General features: G+C 35.6%; 23 protein-coding genes. 12 read left to right on the top strand and 11 right to left on the bottom strand.

What is annotated here, in order from left to right:
• Positions 1-96: 96 nt before the first annotated feature.
• The 7 genes from FJR05_RS28025 (at position 97) to FJR05_RS17580 (ending at position 5,501) form a co-directional block, all read left to right on the top strand.
• Positions 97-273, top strand: a complete 177-nt coding sequence (locus FJR05_RS28025) for a hypothetical protein (protein WP_371416113.1) — start codon at positions 97-99, stop codon at positions 271-273.
• Entirely contained in the window at positions 270-494 is a 225-nt protein-coding gene (locus FJR05_RS17605) for a hypothetical protein (RefSeq protein WP_168645308.1), read from the top strand. The genes FJR05_RS28025 and FJR05_RS17605 overlap by 4 nt, the downstream gene beginning before the upstream one ends.
• Positions 495-612: 118 nt before the next feature.
• Complete coding sequence (locus FJR05_RS17600; RefSeq protein ID WP_168645307.1) at positions 613-1,803, top strand: DUF262 domain-containing protein; 1,191 nt, start codon at positions 613-615, stop codon at positions 1,801-1,803.
• Positions 1,804-1,818: 15 nt separating this feature from the next.
• Positions 1,819-2,880 carry an MAE_28990/MAE_18760 family HEPN-like nuclease gene (locus tag FJR05_RS17595; RefSeq protein ID WP_168645306.1) on the top strand — a complete coding sequence of 354 codons (1,062 nt, stop codon included), beginning with the start codon at positions 1,819-1,821 and terminating at the stop codon, positions 2,878-2,880.
• 239 nt (positions 2,881-3,119) lie between these two features.
• Positions 3,120-4,013 (top strand): adenine-specific DNA-methyltransferase, encoded by an 894-nt coding sequence (yhdJ, locus tag FJR05_RS17590; protein WP_168645305.1) that lies wholly within the window; start codon positions 3,120-3,122, stop codon positions 4,011-4,013.
• Complete coding sequence (locus tag FJR05_RS17585) at positions 3,994-5,115, top strand: restriction endonuclease (RefSeq protein ID WP_168645304.1); 1,122 nt, start codon at positions 3,994-3,996, stop codon at positions 5,113-5,115. The genes yhdJ and FJR05_RS17585 overlap by 20 nt, the downstream gene beginning before the upstream one ends.
• Positions 5,116-5,228: 113 nt before the next feature.
• Entirely contained in the window at positions 5,229-5,501 is a 273-nt protein-coding gene (locus tag FJR05_RS17580) for a hypothetical protein (RefSeq protein WP_168645303.1), read from the top strand.
• 101 nt (positions 5,502-5,602) lie between these two features.
• Here the strand turns inward: FJR05_RS17580 and FJR05_RS17575 are convergent, their stop codons facing one another.
• Positions 5,603-6,358: a TspO/MBR family protein gene (locus FJR05_RS17575; RefSeq protein ID WP_168645302.1), complete on the bottom strand. Its 756-nt coding sequence runs from the start codon at positions 6,356-6,358 to the stop codon at positions 5,603-5,605.
• A 243-nt stretch (positions 6,359-6,601) separates the two neighbouring features.
• Between FJR05_RS17575 and FJR05_RS17565 the strand changes: the two genes are divergently transcribed.
• A complete protein-coding gene (locus FJR05_RS17565; protein WP_168645301.1) occupies positions 6,602-9,271 on the top strand; it encodes a DNA polymerase III subunit alpha in 2,670 nt (889 codons plus the stop codon).
• Positions 9,272-9,439: 168 nt separating this feature from the next.
• Here the strand turns inward: FJR05_RS17565 and FJR05_RS17560 are convergent, their stop codons facing one another.
• From FJR05_RS17560 to rpsF, 3 genes are all read right to left on the bottom strand, one after another.
• Positions 9,440-10,000: an Npun_F5560 family protein gene (locus FJR05_RS17560; RefSeq protein WP_168645300.1), complete on the bottom strand. Its 561-nt coding sequence runs from the start codon at positions 9,998-10,000 to the stop codon at positions 9,440-9,442.
• Positions 10,001-10,154: 154 nt separating this feature from the next.
• The gene (locus FJR05_RS17555; protein WP_217385618.1) at positions 10,155-10,364 is read right to left on the bottom strand and encodes a hypothetical protein; all 210 of its coding nucleotides are present in this window, start codon (positions 10,362-10,364) and stop codon (positions 10,155-10,157) included.
• Positions 10,365-10,405: 41 nt separating this feature from the next.
• Positions 10,406-10,732, bottom strand: a complete 327-nt coding sequence (rpsF, locus tag FJR05_RS17550; RefSeq protein ID WP_168645299.1) for a 30S ribosomal protein S6 — start codon at positions 10,730-10,732, stop codon at positions 10,406-10,408.
• Positions 10,733-11,024: 292 nt separating this feature from the next.
• Here rpsF and FJR05_RS17545 point away from each other — a divergent pair, with 292 nt between their 5' ends.
• Positions 11,025-11,798 (top strand): fumarylacetoacetate hydrolase family protein, encoded by a 774-nt coding sequence (locus tag FJR05_RS17545; protein ID WP_168645298.1) that lies wholly within the window; start codon positions 11,025-11,027, stop codon positions 11,796-11,798.
• Here the strand turns inward: FJR05_RS17545 and FJR05_RS17540 are convergent.
• Both FJR05_RS17540 and FJR05_RS17535 read right to left on the bottom strand, forming a co-directional pair.
• Positions 11,795-12,271 carry a Tic20 family protein gene (locus tag FJR05_RS17540; protein ID WP_168645297.1) on the bottom strand — a complete coding sequence of 159 codons (477 nt, stop codon included), beginning with the start codon at positions 12,269-12,271 and terminating at the stop codon, positions 11,795-11,797. The two genes, FJR05_RS17545 and FJR05_RS17540, sit on opposite strands and share 4 nt — an antisense overlap.
• Before the next feature lie 76 nt (positions 12,272-12,347).
• On the bottom strand, positions 12,348-12,545 hold the full coding sequence (locus FJR05_RS17535) for a hypothetical protein (RefSeq protein WP_039205056.1): 198 nt from the start codon (positions 12,543-12,545) through the stop codon (positions 12,348-12,350).
• Positions 12,546-12,992: 447 nt separating this feature from the next.
• On the opposite strand from FJR05_RS17535, the gene glyA reads away from it, so the two are divergent.
• Positions 12,993-14,276 carry a serine hydroxymethyltransferase gene (gene glyA / locus FJR05_RS17530; RefSeq protein WP_168645296.1) on the top strand — a complete coding sequence of 428 codons (1,284 nt, stop codon included), beginning with the start codon at positions 12,993-12,995 and terminating at the stop codon, positions 14,274-14,276.
• 83 nt (positions 14,277-14,359) lie between these two features.
• Here glyA and prmC read toward each other — a convergent pair whose 3' ends face one another.
• On the bottom strand, positions 14,360-15,268 hold the full coding sequence (gene prmC / locus FJR05_RS17525) for a peptide chain release factor N(5)-glutamine methyltransferase (RefSeq protein ID WP_168645295.1): 909 nt from the start codon (positions 15,266-15,268) through the stop codon (positions 14,360-14,362).
• A gap of 22 nt (positions 15,269-15,290) precedes the next feature.
• On the bottom strand, positions 15,291-16,064 hold the full coding sequence (locus tag FJR05_RS17520; protein ID WP_168645294.1) for a Tic22 family protein: 774 nt from the start codon (positions 16,062-16,064) through the stop codon (positions 15,291-15,293).
• Between the two features lie 649 nt (positions 16,065-16,713).
• On the opposite strand from FJR05_RS17520, the gene dxs reads away from it, so the two are divergent.
• Complete coding sequence (gene dxs / locus FJR05_RS17515) at positions 16,714-18,621, top strand: 1-deoxy-D-xylulose-5-phosphate synthase (protein ID WP_168645293.1); 1,908 nt, start codon at positions 16,714-16,716, stop codon at positions 18,619-18,621.
• 187 nt (positions 18,622-18,808) lie between these two features.
• Complete coding sequence (locus FJR05_RS17510) at positions 18,809-20,599, top strand: serine/threonine-protein kinase (RefSeq protein ID WP_174783760.1); 1,791 nt, start codon at positions 18,809-18,811, stop codon at positions 20,597-20,599.
• 30 nt (positions 20,600-20,629) lie between these two features.
• Here FJR05_RS17510 and FJR05_RS17505 read toward each other — a convergent pair whose 3' ends face one another.
• From FJR05_RS17505 to FJR05_RS17495, 3 genes are all read right to left on the bottom strand, one after another.
• Positions 20,630-21,733, bottom strand: coding sequence for a hypothetical protein (locus tag FJR05_RS17505; protein ID WP_174783759.1), 1,104 nt, complete (start codon positions 21,731-21,733; stop codon positions 20,630-20,632).
• A 48-nt stretch (positions 21,734-21,781) separates the two neighbouring features.
• Positions 21,782-22,531 carry a hypothetical protein gene (locus FJR05_RS17500; RefSeq protein WP_168645292.1) on the bottom strand — a complete coding sequence of 250 codons (750 nt, stop codon included), beginning with the start codon at positions 22,529-22,531 and terminating at the stop codon, positions 21,782-21,784.
• A 96-nt stretch (positions 22,532-22,627) separates the two neighbouring features.
• Positions 22,628-24,169, bottom strand: a complete 1,542-nt coding sequence (locus FJR05_RS17495) for a hypothetical protein (protein WP_168645291.1) — start codon at positions 24,167-24,169, stop codon at positions 22,628-22,630.
• Positions 24,170-24,212: the final 43 nt, after the last annotated feature.

The following is a 24,212-nucleotide window of genomic DNA, read 5'->3' as shown; positions in this document are numbered from 1 at the left end:
TTTTTTATTTCGCGCAAAGACGCTAAGGAGCAAAGGCACAAAGAAGAGAAGGAGTGATATATTCGTTATAATGAGTTTTATTGAGAAGTACGGGTCATTCCTACATCTGAGCAAAAAACGCAGTTATTTATTCTGTGTTGTTGGTTAACTAAACTATATTTACCCATAAACTTGGTTCGAGTTGATAAACGTACAGGTAATGTGTTTATCCTCGCGGGTGAAGAGAATATGATAGAAATATATCCTAATGGTAAATGGAGGTATGTGGTATGAGTCAACCTAACTTCCAAAGTATGAGTACAAAGGAATTACGTGCTTATGTTTTATCTCATCGAGATGACCAAGAGGCATTCTACATTTATGTGGATAAGTTGAATGCTGAGGCAAATTGGGCAGAAATGCCACCATCAGAATCTGTTGATGATTTGATGAATTTTCCTGAGTTTTTGCAGCGTCTTAGTAATGGTAAAAAATTAATTGAAAGTGAAGAATAATGCTTCAGTAAGCAGGCACTTGTGAATGGATATGATATACTGGGTTACAGAAAAATCTAAAATTATATAATTCTCAAGTTCTAAATTTAATTAGTGCAAAGTATAAGGAAGAATAAATATGATCACAAATAGTCACTTAATTTCAGGTGAAACATTTATTGATAAAAATAGCTTGGATATTTATTCAGTCTCTCATTCCGACGATGAAATTAACGAAAAGTACAATAAAGGAGAGATAAGAATTGTCACGGAACAGGCTCGTTATCCAATTGATAGTATAGAAACTATGCTTGACAGTAAAAGGTATATCCTAAATCCTGAATACCAGCGCAGGAAAAGATGGAATTATACTCAGAAATCTCGTTTAATAGAATCATTAATAATGAATGTGCCAATTTCACCTATATTTCTGTATGAAATAGATTATTCTACTTATGAAGTAATAGATGGAGAACAAAGACTAACGGCTATATATGATTTTTATAAAGGAAAATTTAACCTAGAAGGTCTAGAATATTGGCAGGAACTTAATGGGCGAAATTATCAAAATTTGCCTGGGCAAATTAGAAGAGGAATAGATAGACGCTATTTATCATCTATTGTCTTATTACAAGAAACAGCTAAAAATGAAAGAGAAGCTGAATATGTAAAACATATAGTTTTTGAAAGATTGAATAGTGGAGGAGATAAATTAACTCCACAAGAAACGAGAAATGCCTTACACAATGGTAAATTCAACCAAGTATGTATAAAACTTGCTCAAAATGACTATTTCCGTAAAATGTGGAAACTACCTTTAGAAAGCGAAGGAGAAGAAAAATTACTTAAAAGTGAATCTTATCGCAAAATGGAAGATGTAGAATTAGTTTTGCGATTCTTTGCTTATCGTCATATAGATAATTTAAAATCTCCTGTGGACAAATTTTTAGATGAATACTTAAAACAAGCAAATAATTATTCAGATGAAACGATTGAAAATCTTGAAAATCTTTTCAAAGAAACTATTCAGTTGATTTATTCTATATTAGGAGATTCAGCTTTCATACCTCCAAAAGGAGAACGTGAGAGAACAAAGCCATTAAAAATTATATATGATCCAATAATGCAGGTATTTGCAAATAATATTGCTTATAAGGAAAATCTACTCAGAAATAAAAATGCTATTAAAAATAATTTATATTCAGATCCAGAATTACTCAACATCAAAGAAGAAAATAATAGATTAATGTTTGATGGTAGATACAATAACAGAAAAGATGTGGAAGCACGCATCAACTATTTTCATAATTTCCTACAAAACTATATTTAATTATTGGTAGAAATTATGAATATACAATCATTGGAAAACTTCAAAAAGGAAGTTAATCAAATCAGAGAATATTTAAAACATATTCAATACGTAAATGATGTAGCTGCTTATCATGTTCAAAATAATGATAATGAGCAAATCAAAAATTTACTTAATACTCTAAATAGTCACTACAGAGGTTTTAGAACCGATAAGCGAATATTTGAATATAAAGCATCTATTATCTCACTATATGGACTGCTAGAAAAATATGTAGAACTCTGGATTAAAGAATATCTTGATTCCCTATCTAATGTAGTACCTGAATATAATAAAATAGATCAGAAAATTAGAGATAATCATTTTGAGCTTTCTTTAAAATTGATTAATACTATTACCAGTAGGGAAACTGCCAAATATCAGCATCTTACAAAAGAGGAGGTATTAAAGAAGCTAAATGAATGTATCGTTAATCCTAGCAACTATCAAATTAACACAGAAGCATTTGTTCTTTTATCAGGTAATTTAAAACATAATAAAATTGTAGAGCTATTCAAATATTTAACCTTAGATTTGAACAATGAATTATCAAAAAATGAAGACCTTAATAATGAAATTGGTTTAGATAAAAATACTATTTCTCAGACAAGCAAGGATGATTTATATAATAAAATCAATGACTTAGTGGAAAGAAGAAACCAAATCGCTCACGGTTCGGAAGTTTTAGATATTTTAGGTATTTCTGCATTAGAACCTTATATTCAATTTCTAGAGAAATATTGTCAAGCTATTTTTCAGACATTATTTGAACAAGTTATCAAAGAAGAATCCAGACATACTTTTCAAAAAATAGAAAATGTGATTAATACTTATGGTAATAAAGTATTAGCATTTGAAATTGAAAATTATACGATAAAAGTTGGAGATATGCTAATTGTTGAAACTAAAGAAGGGCAATTTTATAAAAAGCCTATTCTAACAATTCAATTAAAGAACGAATCATATCAAGAACTTACAGTTTTAGAAAAAACAAATATTGGTGTTAGCGTTGAGCCTAAAATAAAAGATAATCAAACATTTTACATAATCAAAAAATAGTGCGATCGCTCTTAGTTAGACTATGGTGGAGATGTGCGATTGTGTGGAACTCAGTACGGCGGTTGCTCTTAGTTAATATTGGAAGAAGTGCGATCTCGTTCGTGTATCAAAGGAAAGAGATAGCTTACCAGAGGTATCGCTCATGAAAAATTGACAGACAGGATGATTCAAAAAGGTGTAGTATTTATATACATACTACTTATCTACTCAGTCAAAATTTTGTCTACTCCTTAAAAATAATGATTGAACGCTATGAAAATCAACAACATACTATTTTTTACGGTGATGCTATCAGCATTTTATCAAATCATATTTATTCAGAATCAGTAGATTTAATTTTTATCGATCCTCCCTATAACATAGGTAAGAAATTTGGTAACTTCCATGATAAATGGGAATCGGAAGAACAATATATAAATTGGTCATATCAATGGCTTGATGAGTGTATTCGCATTCTCAAACCAAATGGTACAATTTATGTCATGACAAGTACCCAAGCAATGCCTTATTTTGACCTTTACTTGAGAAAAAAGCTAACTATTCTTAGTCGCATAATATGGCACTATGATAGTTCTGGGGTACAAGCCACAAAATACTTTGGTTCAATGTATGAACCTATTCTTCATTGCGTAAAAGATAAAAATAATTATATTTTTAATGGAGATGATATCAAAATTGAAGCAAAAACAGGCGCACAACGTAAATTAATTGATTATAGAAAATCAGTTCCAACTCCCTACAATACAGAAAAAGTCCCCGGTAATGCTTGGTATTTTCCTCGTGTAAGATATCGCATGGAAGAATATGAAAATCATCCTTCACAAAAACCGGAGTCATTACTAGAAAGAATCATTTTAGCAAGCACTAATGAAGGAAGTTTAATACTTGATCCCTTCGCTGGAACTTTTACAACTGCTGCTGTAGCTAAACGTTTAGGTAGAAAATCTATCAGTATTGAATTACAAGAAGAATATCTAAAAATCGGGTTGAGAAGAGTTTTAGAATTACAAGAATGTAAAGGAGAAAAACTTTTACCACCGCAGAAAAACCATAATGTCAAAAATAAAAATGGTAAAAAAATAGATTTGGATTTTATACAAGGGAGTATCTTTGATGCCAATACTACAGCATGATTTCACGCAAACTATAATAGATACTGTTAATAAATATTTTCCTGGGTATGGAGATATTATTGTAAGTAACAGTCAATTATTGCAATACATCAATATTAAAACAAAGGCTGCAAATCGTGGATCAAAATCGAGAGCCAGCTTTGCTAATCATTATGCTATATATGTTTTGATTGAAGATTATTTAGAAAAAGAATTTCATACTAAAAATGGCTATGAAGATTATGAAGGCGCACAATATACTTTGCTTTTAATGAGACAAAGACAACTACCTTTTGGAAGTAAACTTCAAAATCACGCTTTAAATCATCGTTTGAATGAAGAATTTAAACGATATTTTCGTACATCACTTTATTTACCAATAATAAGAAATTCTACAACAAATAGATATTGGATTAATGAAAATCTTATAAAAATTAAAATTGATAATCAAACCATCAATATTGCTGAATCTGTTAGAGATATCATTGATGCTTATATTCAAGCCAGAATGAACTCATTCAATGAATTTATGATTTATTGTCAAAAATTGATGGAAATTCAAGAAGATTCATCGGAAACAGCGATTGAATTTATTAGAAGTTTATTAAAACCAAATATAGATGCAAGAGTATTTGAGATTGTTAGCTATGCAATTTTAAAACAGTATTATGCTGAACAAAAAATATACTGGGGATGGTCAGAAGATGAATTAAATCTTGAGCATTTGATTTTGTATAAAACTGGACGTACAAATGCAAATGATGGTGGTATAGATTTTGTAATGAAGCCTCTGGGACGTTTTTTTCAAGTTACAGAAACTATAGATGCAGGCAAATATTTTTTAGATATTGATAAAGTACAAAAATATCCAGTGACTTTTGTGATCAAAACTGAGCAAGAAGTTGAATATTTGCTCAATAAAATTGAGGAACAAGCAAGAATAAGATATCAGATCAAGGCTATTATTAAGAAATACATGGAATGTATAGAGGAAGTGATAAATATTCCAGAACTAATACTTCGTTTTAATAAAGTCCTGGAATTTCAGAGAGGTATTCAAGTAATTGAAGAAATTGTTTTGCAAAGTCGAGTTGAGTTCAATATGGAAGAGGAAGCAGTATGAGGATTAGCTCTTATTTAGATGATGGTGGAGGTGTGCGATTGTGCGGAGCGTAGTGCCAAAGGAGATCGCTTGATAAAGTATAATGAACTAATCACGAAAAAGGATGAAACAAAATGCAAGCCATTCTCCTCAGCAGCGAAGAAGTCGCAAAACGTGCCAAAGAATTATATGAAAATGGCATTCGTCAGCAAGTAGACACCGAAGAAAATATCGGTAAAATGATAATTATTGATATAGAAACAGGTGAATATGCCATTGATAAAATAGGCATAGAATCAGCGCATTATTTACGGAATAAAAACCCATTAGCTCGACTTTTTGGTATTCGCATTGGCTACAAAGTTGCTGTTTCTTTTTGTGGTGATATGGAGCGTGATTATCGGTGATAAATGGTATTTTAATAAGGGGTGTGCAACTGTTAATATAATAACAAAAAAAGTGGTAGAGAATTAATTTCCCCTACCTTTATTTAGTGAACTTAGAGTATTTATTTCTCCACAACAGCTAATTTTAAAGGATACAAAGGCTCAGATCCATTTAATTGCCAAATTCTCAACACCAATACAGCAGCTACAGTTAACCACACACAAGAAAAACATAAAATCATTCCCGCTAAAGGAACAGTTTGCCAATAAATTGCTGTCACTCCTACAGCCGATAACCAAGGACCTAAAATCACCACAGGAACAGCCGCACCTAATCTCCGTTCTACGGTAAAAATCGTATTCCAAGTATCTCCTAAAGCCATATGTACGACAAACAGAATTAAAGGTAATACCAAAAATTTGTGATTCATTTCCTGCCAAACTAATACAGAAGAAATGACCCGCAATAAAGCAATGAACATCCAAACTATGGGAAATGCTAAAGGTGGAGGAGACCATCTTGGTCTAATTACTTGATCATACGTTGTCCGAGAACGAGTATTATCTAAAAGCGAAAAAATTCGGGAACGGATACTTAATAGACCAAAAAATAATGCCGTGATTACAGTGCTAACCCAACTGGGAAAAGAAGAATTATTATCAATCAATATTACTAATTTTTCCATTCCCAGCAACACAAGAATCATCACTCCTATTTGCAGAATAGTTCCTAATTTATAAACTAAAACTGCTTTGATATCTAGTTCTTGTTTATCCGCTGCTGATGTATTTAGAGACTGTTGTTGAGTCCCAGTTTTTACACCCATCACTGTGTTGACAAACTGTTCAAGGATACCACCATTATTGGATTGATTCATAATTAAGAGATAGCGAGTAGTTTGTAGTGAGTCATAATAAGTTATTATATGATATGTATGCAAATTTAGCAGCTAATAGCCGTGTACTTCTATCAGTACATCAAGCCTCTATTATTGGCAATGATGTAGCTTTTTGTGAAAGATGTGCGATAGCGAAGCGCTCCGTAGGAATCGCGTTATCATTAACTCAAATACTTGATATCATTGTTAATCTAAAATTCTCTTAATCTACCAAATACTAATATGTCATTTGTTCCTTTACATATTCACAGTGATTACAGCTTGCTTGATGGTGCTAGTCAACTACCAGAATTAGTAGATCGAGCGATCGCACTAGGAATGAAAGCGATCGCCCTCACAGATCATGGTGTCATGTATGGCGCAGTTGAACTCATTAAAATCTGCCGCAACAAGAACGTTAAACCAATAATTGGCAACGAAATGTATATTTTAAACGGTGAAATTGACAAACAAGAACGCCGTCCCAAATATCATCAAGTCGTATTAGCTAAAAATACTAAAGGTTATAAAAACTTAGTTAAATTAACAACCATTTCCCATCTTCAAGGAGTACAAGGTAAAGGCATTTTTTCCCGTCCTTGTATTAACAAAGATCTACTCAAACAATATCGTGAAGGTTTAATAGTCACCAGTGCTTGTTTAGGTGGAGAAATTCCCCAAGCAATTATGAGTAATCGTCCAGATGCAGCCAGAAAAGTTGCTAAATGGTATAAAGATGTATTTGGTGAAGATTTTTATTTAGAAATTCAAGATCATGGTTCTCAAGAAGACCGAATTGTGAATGTAGAAATAGTAAAAATTGCCAGAGAATTAGGAATTAAATTTATCGCCACCAACGACTCCCATTTTATCTCCTGTTTTGATGTAGAATCCCACGATGCCTTGTTATGTATTCAAACAGGTAAACTCATCAGCGAAGATAAAAGAATGCGGTATAGCGGCACAGAATACCTCAAATCATCAGAGGAAATGCACCAACTATTCCGTGACCATTTACCCGATGATATCATTGCTGAAGCGATCGCTACCACAGAAGAAATTGCCGATAAAGTCGAACCTTATCACATCATGGGAGATCCCCAAATTCCCACCCCCACAATCCCTTCAGGACATACAGCAGATACTTATGCAGAAGAAGTTGCATGGCTAGGACTTTTAGAAAGATTAAATCGTAAATCTCGCCACGAAGTAGATCAAGTCTATAAAGAAAGACTGGAATATGAATTAAAAATGATTCAACAAATGGGATTTTCTACCTACTTTTTAGTAGTGTGGGACTACATCAAATTTGCGCGAGATAATAATATTCCCGTCGGACCAGGACGAGGTTCGGCGGCAGGTTCTTTAGTAGCCTATGCCATGAAAATTACGAATATAGATCCCGTACATCATGGCTTATTATTTGAAAGATTTCTCAATCCTGAACGAAAATCAATGCCTGATATTGACACCGATTTCTGCATTGAACAACGAGATAAAGTCATTGATTATGTAACTGAAAAATATGGTGTTGATAGAGTTGCTCAAATCATTACTTTTAACCGTCTCACATCCAAAGCAGTCTTAAAAGATGTCGCTAGAGTATTAGATATTCCATACGGGGATTCTGACAAAATGGCAAAAATGATTCCTGTAGTTCGGGGTAAACCTACTAAACTGAAAGTAATGATTTCCGATGAAACTCCCGAACCAGAATTTAAAGCCAAATATGATAATGATCCCACTGTGCGGCGCTGGATTGATATGGCCATGCGAATTGAAGGTACAAACAAAACCTTCGGTGTTCATGCTGCCGGTGTCGTTATTTCCGCAGAACCATTAGACGAACTTGTTCCCCTACAACGCAATAATGATGGTTCTGTAATTACCCAATATTTCATGGAAGATTTAGAATCATTGGGATTATTAAAAATGGACTTTTTGGGTTTGCGGAACTTAACCCTAATTCAAAAAACCATTGATTTAATTGAACAAAGCAAAGGATACAGAATTGATCCTGATGAAATTACAGGACAGGAAAGAAGGTCACAAAAAATATTAGCTAAAGGTGATCATACTAGCTTACCTAAAGATGTGGCAAACGCATATTCACTATTAGAAGCTGGTGATTTAGAAGGCATATTTCAATTAGAATCTTCAGGAATGAAACAGATAGTTAGAGATTTGAAACCTTCAAATATTGAAGATATTTCTTCTATTTTAGCACTGTATCGTCCGGGTCCATTAGATGCCGGATTAATTCCTAAATTTATTAATCGTAAACATGGACGAGAAGAAATTGAATATGATACTCAAATTTTAGAACCAATCTTAAATGAAACCTACGGAATCATGGTTTATCAAGAGCAAATTATGAAAATTGCTCAAGATATGGCTGGTTATAGTTTAGGACAAGCTGATTTACTTCGTCGCGCTATGGGTAAAAAGAAAGTATCAGAAATGGAGAAACAAAAACAAAATTTTATTGATGGTTCTGCAAAAAACGGTGTAGTACCCCAAGTTTCTGAACATTTATTTGCTGATATGTTGAAGTTTGCCGAATACTGTTTAAGTTATGACACAGAAATTTTAACTGTTGAATATGGTTTTTTACAGATTGGGGAAATTGTCGAAAAACAGATTGAATGTAAAGTCTATACTGTTGATCATAATGGAATGCTTTATACTCAATCAATTGCCCAATGGCATAATCGAGGACAACAAGAAGTTTACGAATATTTATTAGAAAATGGGGCAATTATTCGCGCTACAAAAGATCATAAATTCATGACTGAAGAAGGGCAAATGTTACCAATTGATGAGATTTTTTCTCAAGGGTTGGATTTATTACAAGTGGGTGTGAATGAAAATATGAATTTGTTTCACGCAGAGGCGCAGAGTCACAGAAAGTAAAAGTTTTGGCGGCTACTATAATATCTAAGGTCAGTAGGGGCGGGGTCTCCCCGCCCTAAATTGTATTACTAATAATTTAATTTAAAATTGCCTAAGTCTGATTTTTAACAAGTGTTTATAATCTATATCAAGCCTACACTGACTTCTGGAGTACAGTGTAGGAATATATCACGCATTCTGGGGCGCTGGTATACTATCGGCTGTCACTTCTGAACGAGGAAAAGTCGGTAAATCAATACCACCATGATTTGTGTAGCGGTTTTTGAGCGCTAAACGATAACTCACACTTTGCAATTCGGCTTGCAATTGGCGATTTTCTCGTTGTAGTATTGTGACTTTGTCTCGTACTGGTGTCATGCGTTCCTCAAACTTACGACGGTAAATTTGGGGCAATTCCTGTACTACTTGCTCTAACATTCGACTACGATCAGTTAGTTCCTGCACAGACTGACGTAATTGATATATCTCTGTATCACGATTTGTAATTTGTTCTTGGTAGAACGTTACCTGTTGTTCTACAGCCTGGATTTGATCTCTTAAAGCTTGCAATTGACTGGAATCTATCTCTGGCTCAGATTTTGGCGGTGTAAAGTTAGTATTACCCTTGACTAGCCGAAATAGTTCTTGTGATAACTGTTGAACTAATTGATCACGCAGTTGCAAGTCTTGGCGCAACTGGGATATTTCCGTAGACAGTTCTTGGATGTTTGGTATATCAGATTGGCTCACGGCACTTAAAGCTCTTACTTAATATATATACAGTTATACTTGATTTCTGACTTGCGCCGATCATATCACATACTGAGCAATTTGATTAAAATAATTTAGCGATTTCTCTAGTACAAGTAGTTGCTTGTATCTGAAATATTTATACAATTATTAATTAGGGCTTTCTGATAGCGTAGCGTCCCTCTAATTCTTCTTTCTGACTTCTTCCTTGTGCCTTCTGACTTCTTCTTTCTGACTTCTGACTTCTGACTTCTGACTTCTGACTTCTGACTTCTGACTCCTGACTCCTGACTTCTGACTCCTGACTCCTGACTCCTGACTCCTGACTCCCGACTTCTTGATGTCGCAGCATGACACAAGCCATACTGCTAAAATCCTAACTAATCACTTGGGAAAACGCGGTTATTAAGCTGCTACAACTTCTTCTTCTGGTTTTTCTTTGTGAACTTCTTGTTTGACGGTCATATAACGAATTACTTCTTCGCTCAATCGCATCGCCCGTTCCATGATAGCGATTATTGTTCCAGGACCTGTGTAGTTGAGTTGAATATAAACGCCATCACGATGTCTTTGAATTTCATAAGCTAGACGACGTTTGCCACGGTTTTGAATTTCAATATTCTCAGCGCCGTGTTCACGAATGAGGTTTTCGTATTTAGCAATTTGTTGTACTACCTGTTCATCTCCCAAGTCAGGACGCAGGATGTACATGGTTTCGTAAACTGTGGTCATGTTTTTTAAATTTACCTTTTGGACAAAATGGCTGAAGAGGTGTTAATTCACACAAAGATTGCTGTGAGTGATACTTTGATTGATCAACATCTCAAGCAACAAGGAATTTTGACAATTTTTTAGCTATTCTACACTAACACAATTTTTAGCAAGATTTGTCTACTGGTTTATAGTTGGTCAATTAAATTCATCAGGTTTTCCATATTTATCTTATAATTTTACAAGTTTTCAATGGCAATCATTAACCACATTCTGCATAAAAGAAGCATATTTAAGGATATTTGTCAAACTTATGGCGCAGCGATATGTGCGAGTTCAAAGTCAAGAAGGGAAAATTCACTATGGGTTGCTCCAGCTTACTCAGAATGTGGAGGTGCTAGATGCTCCACCTTGGTTGGATGGTCAACCTACGGATTTAATCCTGCCATCCAATTCTTACACGATTCTAGCCCCCTGTGCGCCTTCCAAAATTGTGGGTGTAGGCAAGAATTATGCTGATCATGCAGCAGAAATGGGGACTCCTGTACCTGCTGAACCGCTAATTTTTTTCAAACCGCCTACGTCTGTAATTGCGTCTGCAAAAGAAATTAAGTATCCTCATCAGTCGCAAAGGGTAGACTATGAGGGAGAATTGGCTTTGGTGATTGGCGATCGCACCTGTGATTGTACCCCAGCCCAAGCCCAAAGTAAAATTTGGGGTTACACCATTGCCAATGATGTCACAGCCAGGGATTTACAGAAAAAAGACCCTCAATGGACTAGAGCCAAAGGTTTTGACACTTTTTGTCCTTTGGGTCCTTGGATTGTCCGAGAATTAAACCCAGGTGCTAAATTACAGACGTTTTTGAATGATAATCCCTACCCAGTTCAATCTACCTGTATTGATCAAATGGTATTTTCCCCAGATTTTTTGGTGTCTTATATCAGTCAAGTGATGACCTTATTACCTGGGGACATAGTATTAACTGGTACACCAATGGGGGTAGGAGCTTTGCAAATAGGCGATCGCATCCGTGTGGAAATCGAAGGAATTGGTCGCCTAGAAAACACAGTTGTGGGACGTTAGCGTACTTGCATATGCACTGCATCGGAAATCGCGGGAATTTCCGCATACTTCCCCATTAAAGACTGAGCAACGCAATAAACAACGGCTGCTACTATTCCCATAAAAATAGTTGTATACAGTGTTTGCATAGCAAATCCACTACCAGGAACTAATTTGACAATATCAGTCAAGATGCTACATAAAAAGATCACAATATCTAAAATGATGGCTTGCATCGTGTTAAAACGAATAAAACGATGAATTTTCTCGTTTCTAACCACCAACAACCACAAAGCAAAGAAAATAATCATCCCGGCAAAGCGGACACCATAGTAAATTCTTAACAGTGGGAACAGAGGTAAAAATATCAGTCCTAAAAGGGGAAAATCTCTCAGCAAAAACTGACCGAAAGCAAACACCTCAATTAAAGGCAGCAAATAAGGTAAACAAGCGAAAATTCTATCAGGGAAAGTTGTAGACTCGCGCCAAGACATTTTGTGTTCTCCTGTGGCTAAATTTCAATAGCTATTGAGCTTAGGATAACGCAGATACTTGACCTTGCTGGCAAATCTATTTTATATTGGCGACACGAAAGCCCATCACACACTCATATTGATCTGGCTGTTGTTCTGTAAACTTATTAATTGCTTGACCACAGCGCAGTTTACCTCCACCCCAGCGAGGTTGTCCACTACCATTTGCTAGTAAACAAGACTGACAAACCTTTTCAGAGCTAAGGATTTGATTGTCCATGAAAATGACTAACATCTCAACCCCTCCTGGTTTTCAATAGAGCAATGTTAAAAAATTTTGGTAATAATGTAAGTCGCTAGTTAGGTAAATTGTCAGAATCAGGATGTCCAGGATTAAAGGATGAACAGGATTAAACCAGAGCTTTTTTTACCTATTACCAATTACCCATTACCAGCCTCAACGAGATAACTAGCAACTTGAGTTAATAACAAAAAGTTGTTAATCAAACCTAGTTTTATTGTATCTTGTATTCCTGGTAATTTTGTAATATTGAGTACAAAATAATACCTAAATTCCAACTACCACGTTGATTAAAGTCAAAAATTCTTAGATAATGACCTTCCCCGTTCTCAATGGTTTTCCGTCTAAATTCTTATAATAAACAAATTGCCTAATTTATAACTTTGGTAATAGGTTTAACCCCAATTTCAATTTTCATCAACTTTATCAGCATCATCAAAAATGACAAAAACTAACTCAGACCTACTAAAAAACTCCGATCCTGCCATTAACGAACTAATTAACCAAGAATTACAGCGTCAACGTGACCACTTAGAATTAATTGCCAGTGAAAACTTTACCTCCGCTGCCGTATTAGCTGCTCAAGGTTCAGTATTAACCAATAAATACGCCGAAGGCTTACCCGGTAAACGCTATTATGGTGGTTGTGAGTTTGTTGACAAAATTGAACAAATAGCCATTGACCGAGCTAAACAGCTATTTGGTGCGGCTCATGCTAATGTTCAACCCCATTCCGGCGCCCAAGCTAATTTTGCTGTCTTCCTGACCCTGCTGCAACCAGGAGACACAATTATGGGTATGGACTTATCTCATGGGGGACATCTGACTCACGGTTCACCAGTGAATGTTTCTGGTAAATGGTTTCAAGTCCGTCATTATGGCGTAAGCAAAGAAACCGAACAATTGGACTATGACCAAATCCGTGATTTAGCGATTAAAGAACGTCCTAAACTGTTGATTTGTGGTTATTCAGCCTATCCTCGGATTATTGACTTTGAAAAGTTCCGCAGTATTGCTGATGAAGTTGGCGCTTACTTACTTGCAGATATTGCTCACATTGCTGGTTTAGTCGCTACTGGTCATCATCCCAATCCTCTACCCTATTGTGATGTCGTTACCACCACAACTCATAAAACCCTACGTGGACCAAGAGGTGGCTTGATTTTGACCCGTGATGCCGAATTGGGTAAAAAGCTGGATAAATCAGTTTTCCCAGGAACTCAAGGTGGACCACTAGAACACGTTATTGCAGGTAAGGCTGTGGCTTTTGGTGAAGCTCTCAAACCTGAATTTACAGACTATTCTGGACGGGTGATTGAAAATGCTCGCGCAATGGCGACTCAATTACAAAACAGAGGCTTTAAATTAGTGTCTGATGGCACTGATAATCATTTGATGCTAGTAGATTTACGTTCTATTGGCATGACTGGGAAGAAAGGAGATCAACTAGTTAGCACTGTGAATATTACAGCCAATAAGAATACAGTTCCGTTTGATACTGAATCACCTTTTGTTACCAGTGGTTTAAGATTGGGTTCTCCGGCGATGACAACTAGAGGTTTAGGGGTGGCAGAATTTACGGAAGTTGCGAATATTATTAGCGATCGCCTACTTTCCCCCGATTCAGATACAGTAACTAAAGATTGTTTAATGAGAGTGGCGGCATTGTGCGATCGCTTCCCATTATATCCTCACTTAGAAATTCCCGTACCAGCCCTAGCTTAAACAACCTTGGATTTTGGGTTAATACCAGTAATCCAAAATCCAAAATATACAGCAGGATGTAGGGGCGCAGGGCCTGCGCCCAATCAGTAGTCAGAGTCTTGTTTAAAAGCCACAGCAAAACGTTCAATTCCCGCTAAATCAGCATGAATAGAAATATTGCCATAATTACCATTACTTACCAATAATTCCCGCACCGTTTCCGCCTGTCCTGCCATCATTTCAATTAACCACAGCCCCCCAGGACGCAAATAATCAGGGGAAACATTAATTAAATGACGAATATAGTCTAAACCATCCTTACCACCATCTAAAGCTAAATGGGGTTCATGTTTCACCACTTCTGGCTGTAAAGTTAAGACCGTATCACTCGGAATATAGGGCGGATTTGATACCATACCGCTAAACTGACCCTTGAGAGATTCTAGAGGTTGCCACCAAGAACCCTGATAAAATTGAATCCGTTTCCCAAAACCCAAATTTTCAGCATTGGTTTCAGCTACGGCTAAAGCAGCAGGACTAATATCTACAGCATGAATAGTGGCATTTGTCAAGACTTCAGCTAAACCGATTGATATTGCCCCACTACCCGTCCCCAAATCCGCCCAATGTCCTGTTTTTACCTCATCATTAGCAGCAGTCACAGCCAAATCAATTAATATCTCTGTTTCTGGTCTAGGAATTAAGACCGCATTGGATACAGTGAGTTGAAACTTTCGCCAAGCCGTCGTCCCCGCAATATACTGAACCGGTAAACGGTCATCTAATCGCCTTTGCCACAATTGCTCTAAGTCGGTTAAAGACAATTGTACGGGGATTTCCTGCCATGTTTTGAAAGACTCCAAACGCAGTGCCAAGCGGTCTAAATCAGCTATTGTTAATAAGAGCCAATCTACCTCCATTGGGGATATATCCGCAGCTATAGCCGCTTGAATTGCGGTCTTTCGCCACTGCCAAAGTTCTAATCCAGAAACCTTATAATTTGGCTTTAACATATCAGGAGGTAAAAATAATTGTCTATTTCTTCGGTTGAGTGGGAACTATAGAACGAATAAATTCTATTGATTCCCGTGAAGGAAATAAGAAAATTTTATTAGTGCTAGGATCATTACTACTACTGAGTGTATCAATCACTCTATATAAATCTAATACTTGAATTTCTGTATTAGCCGCTTCCTGTGGTTTAACCTTTTTAAATTCTTCTAAAAGAGCCACTGCTTGTTCTTTATCAAAATAGAAAGGAATTAATCGCTCCTTTCCTGCTTGTCCTTTGGGAATTGTTAAATAGCTATTTTCTTGCTTAAATTTTGGTACAAACAAAGGAATACCATCAAATTTCTTGTCTGTTTTACCGCTGCTATTCAGCATGGCTATTGCCTGATCTACCTGTTCTTTCTTGGGAACTAAGGTAAAAACTACATTAGAGTCTTTCTTCTTATTATTTTCTACGACTAATTTATAGTATTCCGCTAAAGAAACAGGTGTGATTTGGATAGTGCTTGCTAACTGAGGATTTTCTTTTTTTAGTCGCTGTTCCAGGAAAGATTGAGCATCTTTCTTGCTCAGAAAAAACCCTACTTGAGAGATAGTTTTTTCTTGATTTTTTCTAGAGATAACTACAAATTCCCCCTTGGGATTAGTCAGTGTAAAAACGGGTACTTCTTGTAAAGTTTTTACCACTTGCTCCTGTGGTAAGGCAAAGACTGGGAGATTATTGATTCCCAATACGCCTCCAAACATCACACTACCAGCTAAACCCAATGTCAATCCCCAACGTACTAATAATTTCATGATCACTCCTCACCTCAATAATTTCATTAATGCCAGCACTTAGACGAATCGTCAGATTTATAACCAATAACTAGGTTTAGTTATATAGCAAACCATTTATTTTACAAAAAACTTATGGTAGCTATTTGGTATCAACTATCAATTCTCGAAATAGGATTTTGTCAAACCTTTTGGTGGTGATGATATTATCACCTGTAGAAACTGAATATACACACTAAAGTTATTTTATTTTTATTTTTGCTTGGCTATTCATTTCCATTATCCCACCCAAAAGCCTGAAAACCCTATTATATGTCTTCTCCCAGAAGAAAGAATATCCTGATGTTTTGCCATTCAATCCTGCATTTAGTGACGATCTGATTACATATAACGTTCCAAAAACCACCAAAAAGCGGTTGATAAGGTGTTTTGCGGATTTTGGTAGTTACAATTTATGCAAGTTAATTGTCCATTGTACAGATAAAACCAGGATTTAACATTGATATTACCCTCATCTAAAAATGAAGCAAAAATTTATCTATGAATCTTAAAAACTTACAAAAGTTATAGTGAAACAACAACAATTAACGACAGTCAGATTTTAGAAGCCACCGGAAGTGGGAAAATAAAATCATGCTAAAAGAAGACCTAAAGAGGAAAAGCCGATAATATGCACTTGAGTGAAATTACCCATCCTAACCAGTTGCATGGTTTGTCAATTCGGCAGTTGCAACAAATTGCCCGTCAAATTCGTGAGAAGCACTTACAAACCGTAGCAGCCTTTGGAGGGCATTTGGGTCCTGGCTTGGGAGTTGTAGAATTAACTCTGGGACTTTACCAAACCCTAGATTTAGATCGGGATAAAGTGATATGGGATGTAGGACATCAAGCTTATCCCCACAAATTAATTACCGGACGCTACAGTAATTTCGATACTCTCCGGCAAAAGGATGGCGTTGCAGGTTATCTCAAACGCTGTGAGAACAAATTTGATCATTTTGGGGCAGGACACGCCTCTACAAGTATTTCTGCGGCTTTAGGGATGGCTTTAGCCCGTGACTTGAAAGGGGAAAAATTTAAAGCCGTTGCTGTGATTGGTGATGGGGCTTTAACTGGGGGTATGGCGCTAGAAGCTATTAACCACGCTGGACACCTCCCTAAAACTAATCTCCTGGTGGTTCTTAATGACAATGAGATGTCTATTTCTCCCAACGTAGGGGCAATTCCTCGTTATCTGAATAAAATGCGTCTGAGTGCGCCGGTGCAGTTTCTCTCAGATGGGATTGAGGAACAGCTAAAACACATTCCCTTTGTTGGTGAATCTATTTCTCCAGAACTTGAGCGCATTAAGGAAGGAATGAAGCGGTTAGCAGTTCCCAAGGTCGGTGCAGTTTTTGAAGAATTGGGCTTTACTTACATGGGTCCGGTTGATGGCCATAATTTAGAAGAATTAATTACTACATTCCAACAAGCACATCAAATTACTGGACCGGTTTTGGTTCATGTAGTCACAACTAAGGGTAAAGGCTATGAAATAGCGGAAAAAGATCAAGTTGGCTATCACGCCCAAACTCCCTTTAATTTATCTACTGGGAAAGCGATTCCTTCTAGTAAACCTAAACCTCCTGCTTACGCTAAGGTCTTTTCTCATACTTTAGTAACACTGGCGGAACAAAATCCTAAAATTGTCGGTATCACAGCCGCAATGGCTACTGGTACAGGCTTAGATAAACTACAAGCTAAATTGCCAAATCAGTATATTGATGTGGGTATTGCTGAACAACACGCTGTTACCTTGGCTGCTGGTTTAGCCTGTGAAGGTATGCGTCCTGTGGCGGCTATTTATTCCACTTTCTTACAACGTGCCTTTGACCAAATTGTTCACGATGTTTGCATTCAAAATCTACCTGTATTCTTCTGTTTAGATCGGGCGGGGATTGTTGGGGCTGATGGTCCAACTCACCAAGGGATGTATGATATTGCTTATCTGCGTTGTATTCCAAATATTGTGGTCATGGCCCCCAAGGATGAAGCGGAATTACAACGGATGGTTGTGACTGGGATTAATTACACAGATGGACCGATTGCGATGCGTTTTCCTCGTGGCAATGGTCACGGTGTCCCCTTAATGGAGGAAGGTTGGGAATCGTTGGAAATCGGTAAGGGAGAAATTCTCCGTCAAGGGGATGATGTGTTAATTGTCGGTTATGGTACGATGGTTTACCCGGCAATGCAAGCTGCGGAAATTCTCAGCGAACATGGCATTGAGGCAACTGTGATTAATGCCCGTTTTGTTAAACCTTTGGATACTGAGTTGATTTTACCTTTGGCTAAACAAATTGGCCGGGTTGTGACTTTGGAGGAAGGTTGTTTAATGGGTGGCTTTGGTTCTGCTGTGGCTGAGGCTTTACTTGATGCTGATATTGTTGTGCCTGTGAAGCGGATTGGTGTTCCTGATATTTTGGTAGATCATGCTACACCGGATCAATCTTTTGCGGCTTTGGGTTTGAGTAGTCCTCAAATTGCGGAAACTGTTTTACAAGCTTTTTTTAAGAAGGAATTAGCGACTGTGAAATAGTTTTTGTCTGAATCAGGATTTTCAGGATTAAATGATTTTTTCTTATCCTGTTTATCCTGGTTCTTAAGATTTCCGGAATTATTGAACGCAGATAAACGCAGATGAACACAGATAAATACGGATGATTATTTTTCTGTGCTGTTTTATATAAGGTTGGTATTAAATATAGTGGTAATTTTTCATAATTATGACGTTACTAAACAATCGTTATCAGGTGATTCAGGTTTTGGGTGCGGGAGGGTTTGGTGAAACTTTTCTGGCGGAAGATACTTATATGCCTTCTCGTCGTCGTTGTGTGATTAAGCAACTTAAACCTATCAGCAATGACCCCCAAATCTATCAAATAATTCAACAACGGTTTGAGAGGGAAGCAGCGACGTTGGAGTATTTGGGGGAAGCTAATGACCAAATTCCTAAACTTTATGCTTATTTCTCGGAAAATGGTCTATTTTATCTGGTGCAAGAATGGGTTCATGGTCAAACTTTGACTAATGTGATTCAATCTCAAGGACAATTACGGGAAAATACTGTTAGAGATATTCTTTTAAGTTTGCTGTCTGTGTTGGATTATGTCCACAGTAAGGGGATTATTCATCGAGATATTAAGCCAGATAATATTATTTTGCGGGAGATAGATAATAAACCAGTTTTAATTGATTTTGGTGCGGTTAAGGAAACTATTCGGACTACTATCAATGCTGCGGGACATCCTACTCAGTCTCTGGTGATTGGGACTCCTGGTTTTATGCCTAGTGAACAAGCTATTGGTCGTCCGGTTTATGCTACTGATATTTATAGTTTGGGTTTAACGGCAATTTATTTACTTACGGGTAAATATCCTCAAGAGTTAGAAACTCATCCTCACACGGGACAGGTTATTTGGCAACAATTTGCTGGAGGGATTTCTCAGCAATTAGTAATGTTACTAACTCAAGCGATTGAACCACGTCCAGGCGATCGCTTTACTACTGCTAATAAAATGCTCTATGCTGTAAACTCTGGGATTGCTACTTCTCCACCGATTAATCATATTCCTCCCACAGCAGCAACAATTCGCATCAATCCTGCTGCACCAATTCAACCTATATCTTCACCTTCTCAAAATCCCGTGATTAAGACTGGGAATAATCCTCAAATTTGGCAAAAACCAGCGTTTATTATTGGTGGCGTGATGGTGGGGAGTTTAATGGGTGCAATAACTATTTCTAGCATAAACCGACCACAAACTGCAAATTCTATTGCTACTAATTCCAGCGTCACAGAAACACCAACCCCAACTCCAACCCTAACAATTACAAATACAAATACCCCTATTTCTGAAGTAACTTTATCTCCGACTCCTTCAATATTACCTGAACCCACAGAGTCAATTCCTGACAATACTCCTACTCCTTCAATAGAATTAACTCCACAACCAGAAATCAAAAATGAAGAGGAACAAACATCTGTAGTTCCCACACCAGAACCGGCTTTAACTATCAAAGAAACATTAAAGAAAAAAAGAAAGGAAAAACGTGATCAAGTAGTTACTAATATTATTAGAGAAACTGTACCAGCATTTCCTACAGGTACATCAAGAAGTGTTGTAGAAAAAACGCTAGGTAAAAAGAAAGATTTAAGAGGATTATGGGGTAATACTCGCGCTGTTACTTATAAAATTGTTCCTGATAAAATTGATTTAGGCTACTTATTTGATAAGAAAACTGGAACGCTAAAACAAACAGAGGCAGCTTTTGCATCATCTGTAGAACCTGAAGTTATGCAAACAACTCTCAATGGTTTATTAAATGGAGAAGCTACAGCAGAAATTAAACAAGGACTGGAACAAGTTCAACAACGACAAATAGATAATTTTACTTTTAGTAAAGGTGGTGTAAAAGGTCAAATAATTCGACAAAACTGTGATTTTATTTATATTAGTATTTGGGATGCTGATTTACATGATTTTGTGAATCCAGAAAGTGCAAAACAGTGTTAATTGTGAAATAATATCAGGATTTAACTGTTGTTAAATTTTACGGTTTTCCAAAGATTCTATCCGCACTTTGAGGAGGTCTATTTGCAAGTCTTGTTGATAAGCATAATCTCTGAGAACTGGTATTTTCTCTAGACGGGATTCTAATTCTTTCTGTTTTTCTTGAGAATTAGATAGTTGTAATTTTAAATCATCTAATTCTTTAGACATTTCTACTATACAAGATTCTAAACTCTTTCGGAGTTCATGAGAACGATTTAACTCTAATCTTAAATCATCTAATTGTTGATTAATTTTTGGTGTATTTTTAATTTGCAATTCTAAGTTTGTTTTTTCTTGTTGAAGTTCTTCTAATTGCAATTTCAAACCATTTATTTGTTTGTTAATTTTCAATATTTCTAAATGACTATTTGCTTGAGTATCCCTAATTTCTGATATATTAATGATCTGAGATTCTAAATTTATGTGTTCTTGTTGAGATTGTTCAAACTGCAATTTTAAATTATCTAATGTTTGGTTAATTTTTTGAATTTCTAAATGAGTATCTTCTTTCAATTCTGAAAAATCAGGAAGTTCAAATTTAATCTGGGAAAAAGGATCACTAAATTCTAAAATCCCTTTTTCTTCTAGTTTCCATTCCTTTCCATTAGGTAAACTTAATACCTTTGCAGGTTTGATTAAGATAAAATGGGTATCTATTAAAGGAGTATCACCACGAAAATCAAATAATTTTGCTACTGTTTTTAATTTATGAATTTTTGATTTAATATTAATATTAGGTACAAGCCAAATATAATCTTGATTACATACAATAATCCAATATTTACCATTTTTATCTTCTTCTAAAAATACTGATTCATTGTATATACTTTCTCGATAACTTTTAGTTGTTAATTCTGCAATAATTGAATTTTTTAATAAAACCTTGGGAACATCATTATAAACCTGTACTAATTCAGATTCAGAGATATTTAGAGGTGTAATTTTTTCAATTTGGAAATGTCCAGTAACGATGGATGCACCGTCTTGAACCTGCTCAATCAGGTGATTTTCTATACGAGTTACTCTATCTACAAGAGGAAATAACAGTTTGTACAACGTTTCAACTTTACGGAACAGATTATCAAAGTTAGTCATTTATTATGTCAATCCTTAGCTAGAATCATATCTTAAAACCAAAATAAATCAGAATTGTAATTCACCGATTTTTATTAATTCCCATTGTTCTCCTATTTTATATACCTTTGCTGGTTTTACAAGAGTAAAAGTATTAGAAGAATTGGAATTATATCCTAAACAATTAAAAAAGGTAGAAATAGTTGCTAAATAGTTATGTTCATTAATTTTAATATTTGCTTTTGGGACAAGATATTCATCATTACCTTCTGTAATAATCCAATAATTACCCCGACTATCAGATTCTAGAATAGGTTGAATCTTTTTTCCAAGAAGACGTTGTTTAAATGAATATTCAGTTTCATAAACGGTTATTGCTTGTTCTGATAAGGAATGAGGATTAATATTATATGCAGAAACTAAGCCATTACCTAAAGATTGAGAAACTAAATTTTCATGTATTTGCTGTAAAATAGTCAGCATATTTGGTAAATACTGAATATTGCTAGATATCTTTGACAAATATTGTTCTACTGATGAATTATTTAATGAAGGTTGATTATCTTCACTAGCTGCTTGTAATTGTTGCTTTAAAAGTGACTCTTCTTCATTAGCTGTTTCTAATTGTTTTTGTAAATTTGAATATTTATTCCAAGCTTCCCTCGCTAAAAGTAATCTTTTATTCTCTCTTTGCTGTATTTCAGGATATTCCAATAAATTTGGCGAATAAGTAGTAAGCAAATAAGAACAGTTTAAACAAAATTCAACTTTACTTTCAATATGTTCTTGACCACAGACTGGACATTTTAGCTGTACCATTGTTAACCTCCAAAATATTTGAAATGTGAATTTAATTGGGAAGATAATAGGGCGATTTAATCGCTAATTGATATTTTTATTAACCAGAAAAATACATTATTTTCCTGCCCATTCTTTCCCTAAAACTTTCAGCAATGCCTTTAATCCAATGATGAAAGGAGCTTCTTCACGAATGTTTTCAACTTTACCTTCAATGGTAATTAATGAATTTTTCAATTCCCTTTCTGTCGCTCGCCATAACTTCTCGTTATAATCTGGTTCATGATCATCTAAATGTTCCTTTAATTCATAGCGTTCTAAAGGTTTTATACCATCAATTCCGAGTTGGTCTAAACTAACATGAAAAGCATCTAGAAATAGTTTCAATTGATTGAGTGTGGGAATTTGATAGTCACCTCTATTGATACTCTTTGCTTGCAATTGTAACCGTTCTTGCCAGCCAAACTGTTCTTGACCAATGATACAATCTTCCCCAGCAATGATAGGATCTTTTTCTTTTATACCTAACCCATCTAATTTCTTATCTTTTAAAACTAACCCACAAGCCACTTCTTCTTGAGGATTTTTACTAATGCGTGTGAGTTCTTCTGTATTAGGAAACCCAGAACCTTCACTGATAATGCTACTAAGTAAACTATTGATTTCAGAATTGTGGCTAAATTCACCCCCTTCTGCTAACCAATGCAAGAGACGTGAACCAATTCCACCAATGTAAACGGGAGTAATTTCATTAAAAGTGTATTTACCTTCTTTATGTAAAGCTGAGAGAATTTGACCGATATAAAAGTACAATCCAGAAACACTAATTGCCATTAAGCGAATTAGTCCTTGAAAATCTTTATCTTCTACAAATCTATCTCGTTTTGTTTCTAACCAATTAGCAGATTCTAAACGCAACCATACATCTAATTTTTGATAAAAAACATCTTCTGGTAAATTTTTCCAGTCGCTTTGCTTAAAATTTGGATCAAATTTTGTTAAAATAGTAGGATTGGTTGTGATGAATTGAGAGAATAAATCTCTTTTACCAAAATTAAGTGAGCATTGATGAATAAGCTGGTTATTTTGCCAAATAGATATATTAGAGACTGTATTACCAATATCAATACAAGTCGTATTTACTAAGTCATATTGTTCAAATTCAGCGAAATATTGAGCCAAAGCTAAATTTTCTGATCGCAGATATTGGTTATCATTGATATTTGGAGAAAGATGTTTAATACCTGTTTGATTTTGTAACTCATCGGTTATATTTTGCCACATTTGAGCATATTCATATTTATCTCGACGGGAAAAGTTAGGAGGGTAGGAAATACACCATTGAATTTCTTTAATTTGATTTTTAACTGCGTGTGCGGTGAGGTATAAAGTAAGATGTTTAAGGAATAAGCGAATATATCTGAGGTTTTCAATTGACCATTTTAAATCTTTTTTAAACCAATCTTTTTGACTATCTCTATATAAGTTTTCAAAATTAGGAATATAAAATCTACCATCAAAAATAGGTCTTTCCTGATTTGTATCTGTACTTCCCCTAGTCGTTAGTGCAGTATACATGGGGAATGGGTTATCTATAGGGATAAAAATTTCAGGGATAAAGTATTCAAACATAGCAGGAAAACGAGTGTAACTGTTCACACTCCCCCACTAAAAAGGAATTAGGAAGTAACAGGGATAGGAG

The sequence above is a fragment of the Dolichospermum sp. UHCC 0259 genome (assembly GCF_009711935.1).
In the GTDB taxonomy this organism is placed as follows: domain Bacteria; phylum Cyanobacteriota; class Cyanobacteriia; order Cyanobacteriales; family Nostocaceae; genus Dolichospermum.
Note: the sequence above shows the minus strand (reverse complement) of the source record. Positions and strands in the feature narration are given on the sequence as shown.

Coding starts and splice junctions, on each gene's coding strand:
- FJR05_RS17540 (WP_168645297.1), bottom strand. CDS start 12,271: ATGTCTTGGCGCGAGTCTACAACTTTCCCTGATAGAATTTTCGCTTGT.
- FJR05_RS17555 (WP_217385618.1), bottom strand. CDS start 10,364: ATGGCTTGTGTCATGCTGCGACATCAAGAAGTCGGGAGTCAGGAGTCA.
- glyA (WP_168645296.1), top strand. CDS start 12,993: ATGACAAAAACTAACTCAGACCTACTAAAAAACTCCGATCCTGCCATT.
- FJR05_RS17510 (WP_174783760.1), top strand. CDS start 18,809: ATGACGTTACTAAACAATCGTTATCAGGTGATTCAGGTTTTGGGTGCG.
- FJR05_RS17500 (WP_168645292.1), bottom strand. CDS start 22,531: ATGGTACAGCTAAAATGTCCAGTCTGTGGTCAAGAACATATTGAAAGT.
- FJR05_RS17585 (WP_168645304.1), top strand. CDS start 3,994: ATGCCAATACTACAGCATGATTTCACGCAAACTATAATAGATACTGTT.
- prmC (WP_168645295.1), bottom strand. CDS start 15,268: ATGTTAAAGCCAAATTATAAGGTTTCTGGATTAGAACTTTGGCAGTGG.
- FJR05_RS17535 (WP_039205056.1), bottom strand. CDS start 12,545: ATGTTAGTCATTTTCATGGACAATCAAATCCTTAGCTCTGAAAAGGTT.
- FJR05_RS17575 (WP_168645302.1), bottom strand. CDS start 6,358: ATGAATCAATCCAATAATGGTGGTATCCTTGAACAGTTTGTCAACACA.
- FJR05_RS17520 (WP_168645294.1), bottom strand. CDS start 16,064: ATGAAATTATTAGTACGTTGGGGATTGACATTGGGTTTAGCTGGTAGT.
- yhdJ (WP_168645305.1), top strand. CDS start 3,120: ATGATTGAACGCTATGAAAATCAACAACATACTATTTTTTACGGTGAT.
- dxs (WP_168645293.1), top strand. CDS start 16,714: ATGCACTTGAGTGAAATTACCCATCCTAACCAGTTGCATGGTTTGTCA.
- FJR05_RS17605 (WP_168645308.1), top strand. CDS start 270: ATGAGTCAACCTAACTTCCAAAGTATGAGTACAAAGGAATTACGTGCT.
- rpsF (WP_168645299.1), bottom strand. CDS start 10,732: ATGACCACAGTTTACGAAACCATGTACATCCTGCGTCCTGACTTGGGA.
- FJR05_RS17545 (WP_168645298.1), top strand. CDS start 11,025: ATGGCGCAGCGATATGTGCGAGTTCAAAGTCAAGAAGGGAAAATTCAC.
- FJR05_RS17600 (WP_168645307.1), top strand. CDS start 613: ATGATCACAAATAGTCACTTAATTTCAGGTGAAACATTTATTGATAAA.
- FJR05_RS17580 (WP_168645303.1), top strand. CDS start 5,229: ATGCAAGCCATTCTCCTCAGCAGCGAAGAAGTCGCAAAACGTGCCAAA.
- FJR05_RS17565 (WP_168645301.1), top strand. CDS start 6,602: ATGTCATTTGTTCCTTTACATATTCACAGTGATTACAGCTTGCTTGAT.
- FJR05_RS17595 (WP_168645306.1), top strand. CDS start 1,819: ATGAATATACAATCATTGGAAAACTTCAAAAAGGAAGTTAATCAAATC.
- FJR05_RS17505 (WP_174783759.1), bottom strand. CDS start 21,733: ATGACTAACTTTGATAATCTGTTCCGTAAAGTTGAAACGTTGTACAAA.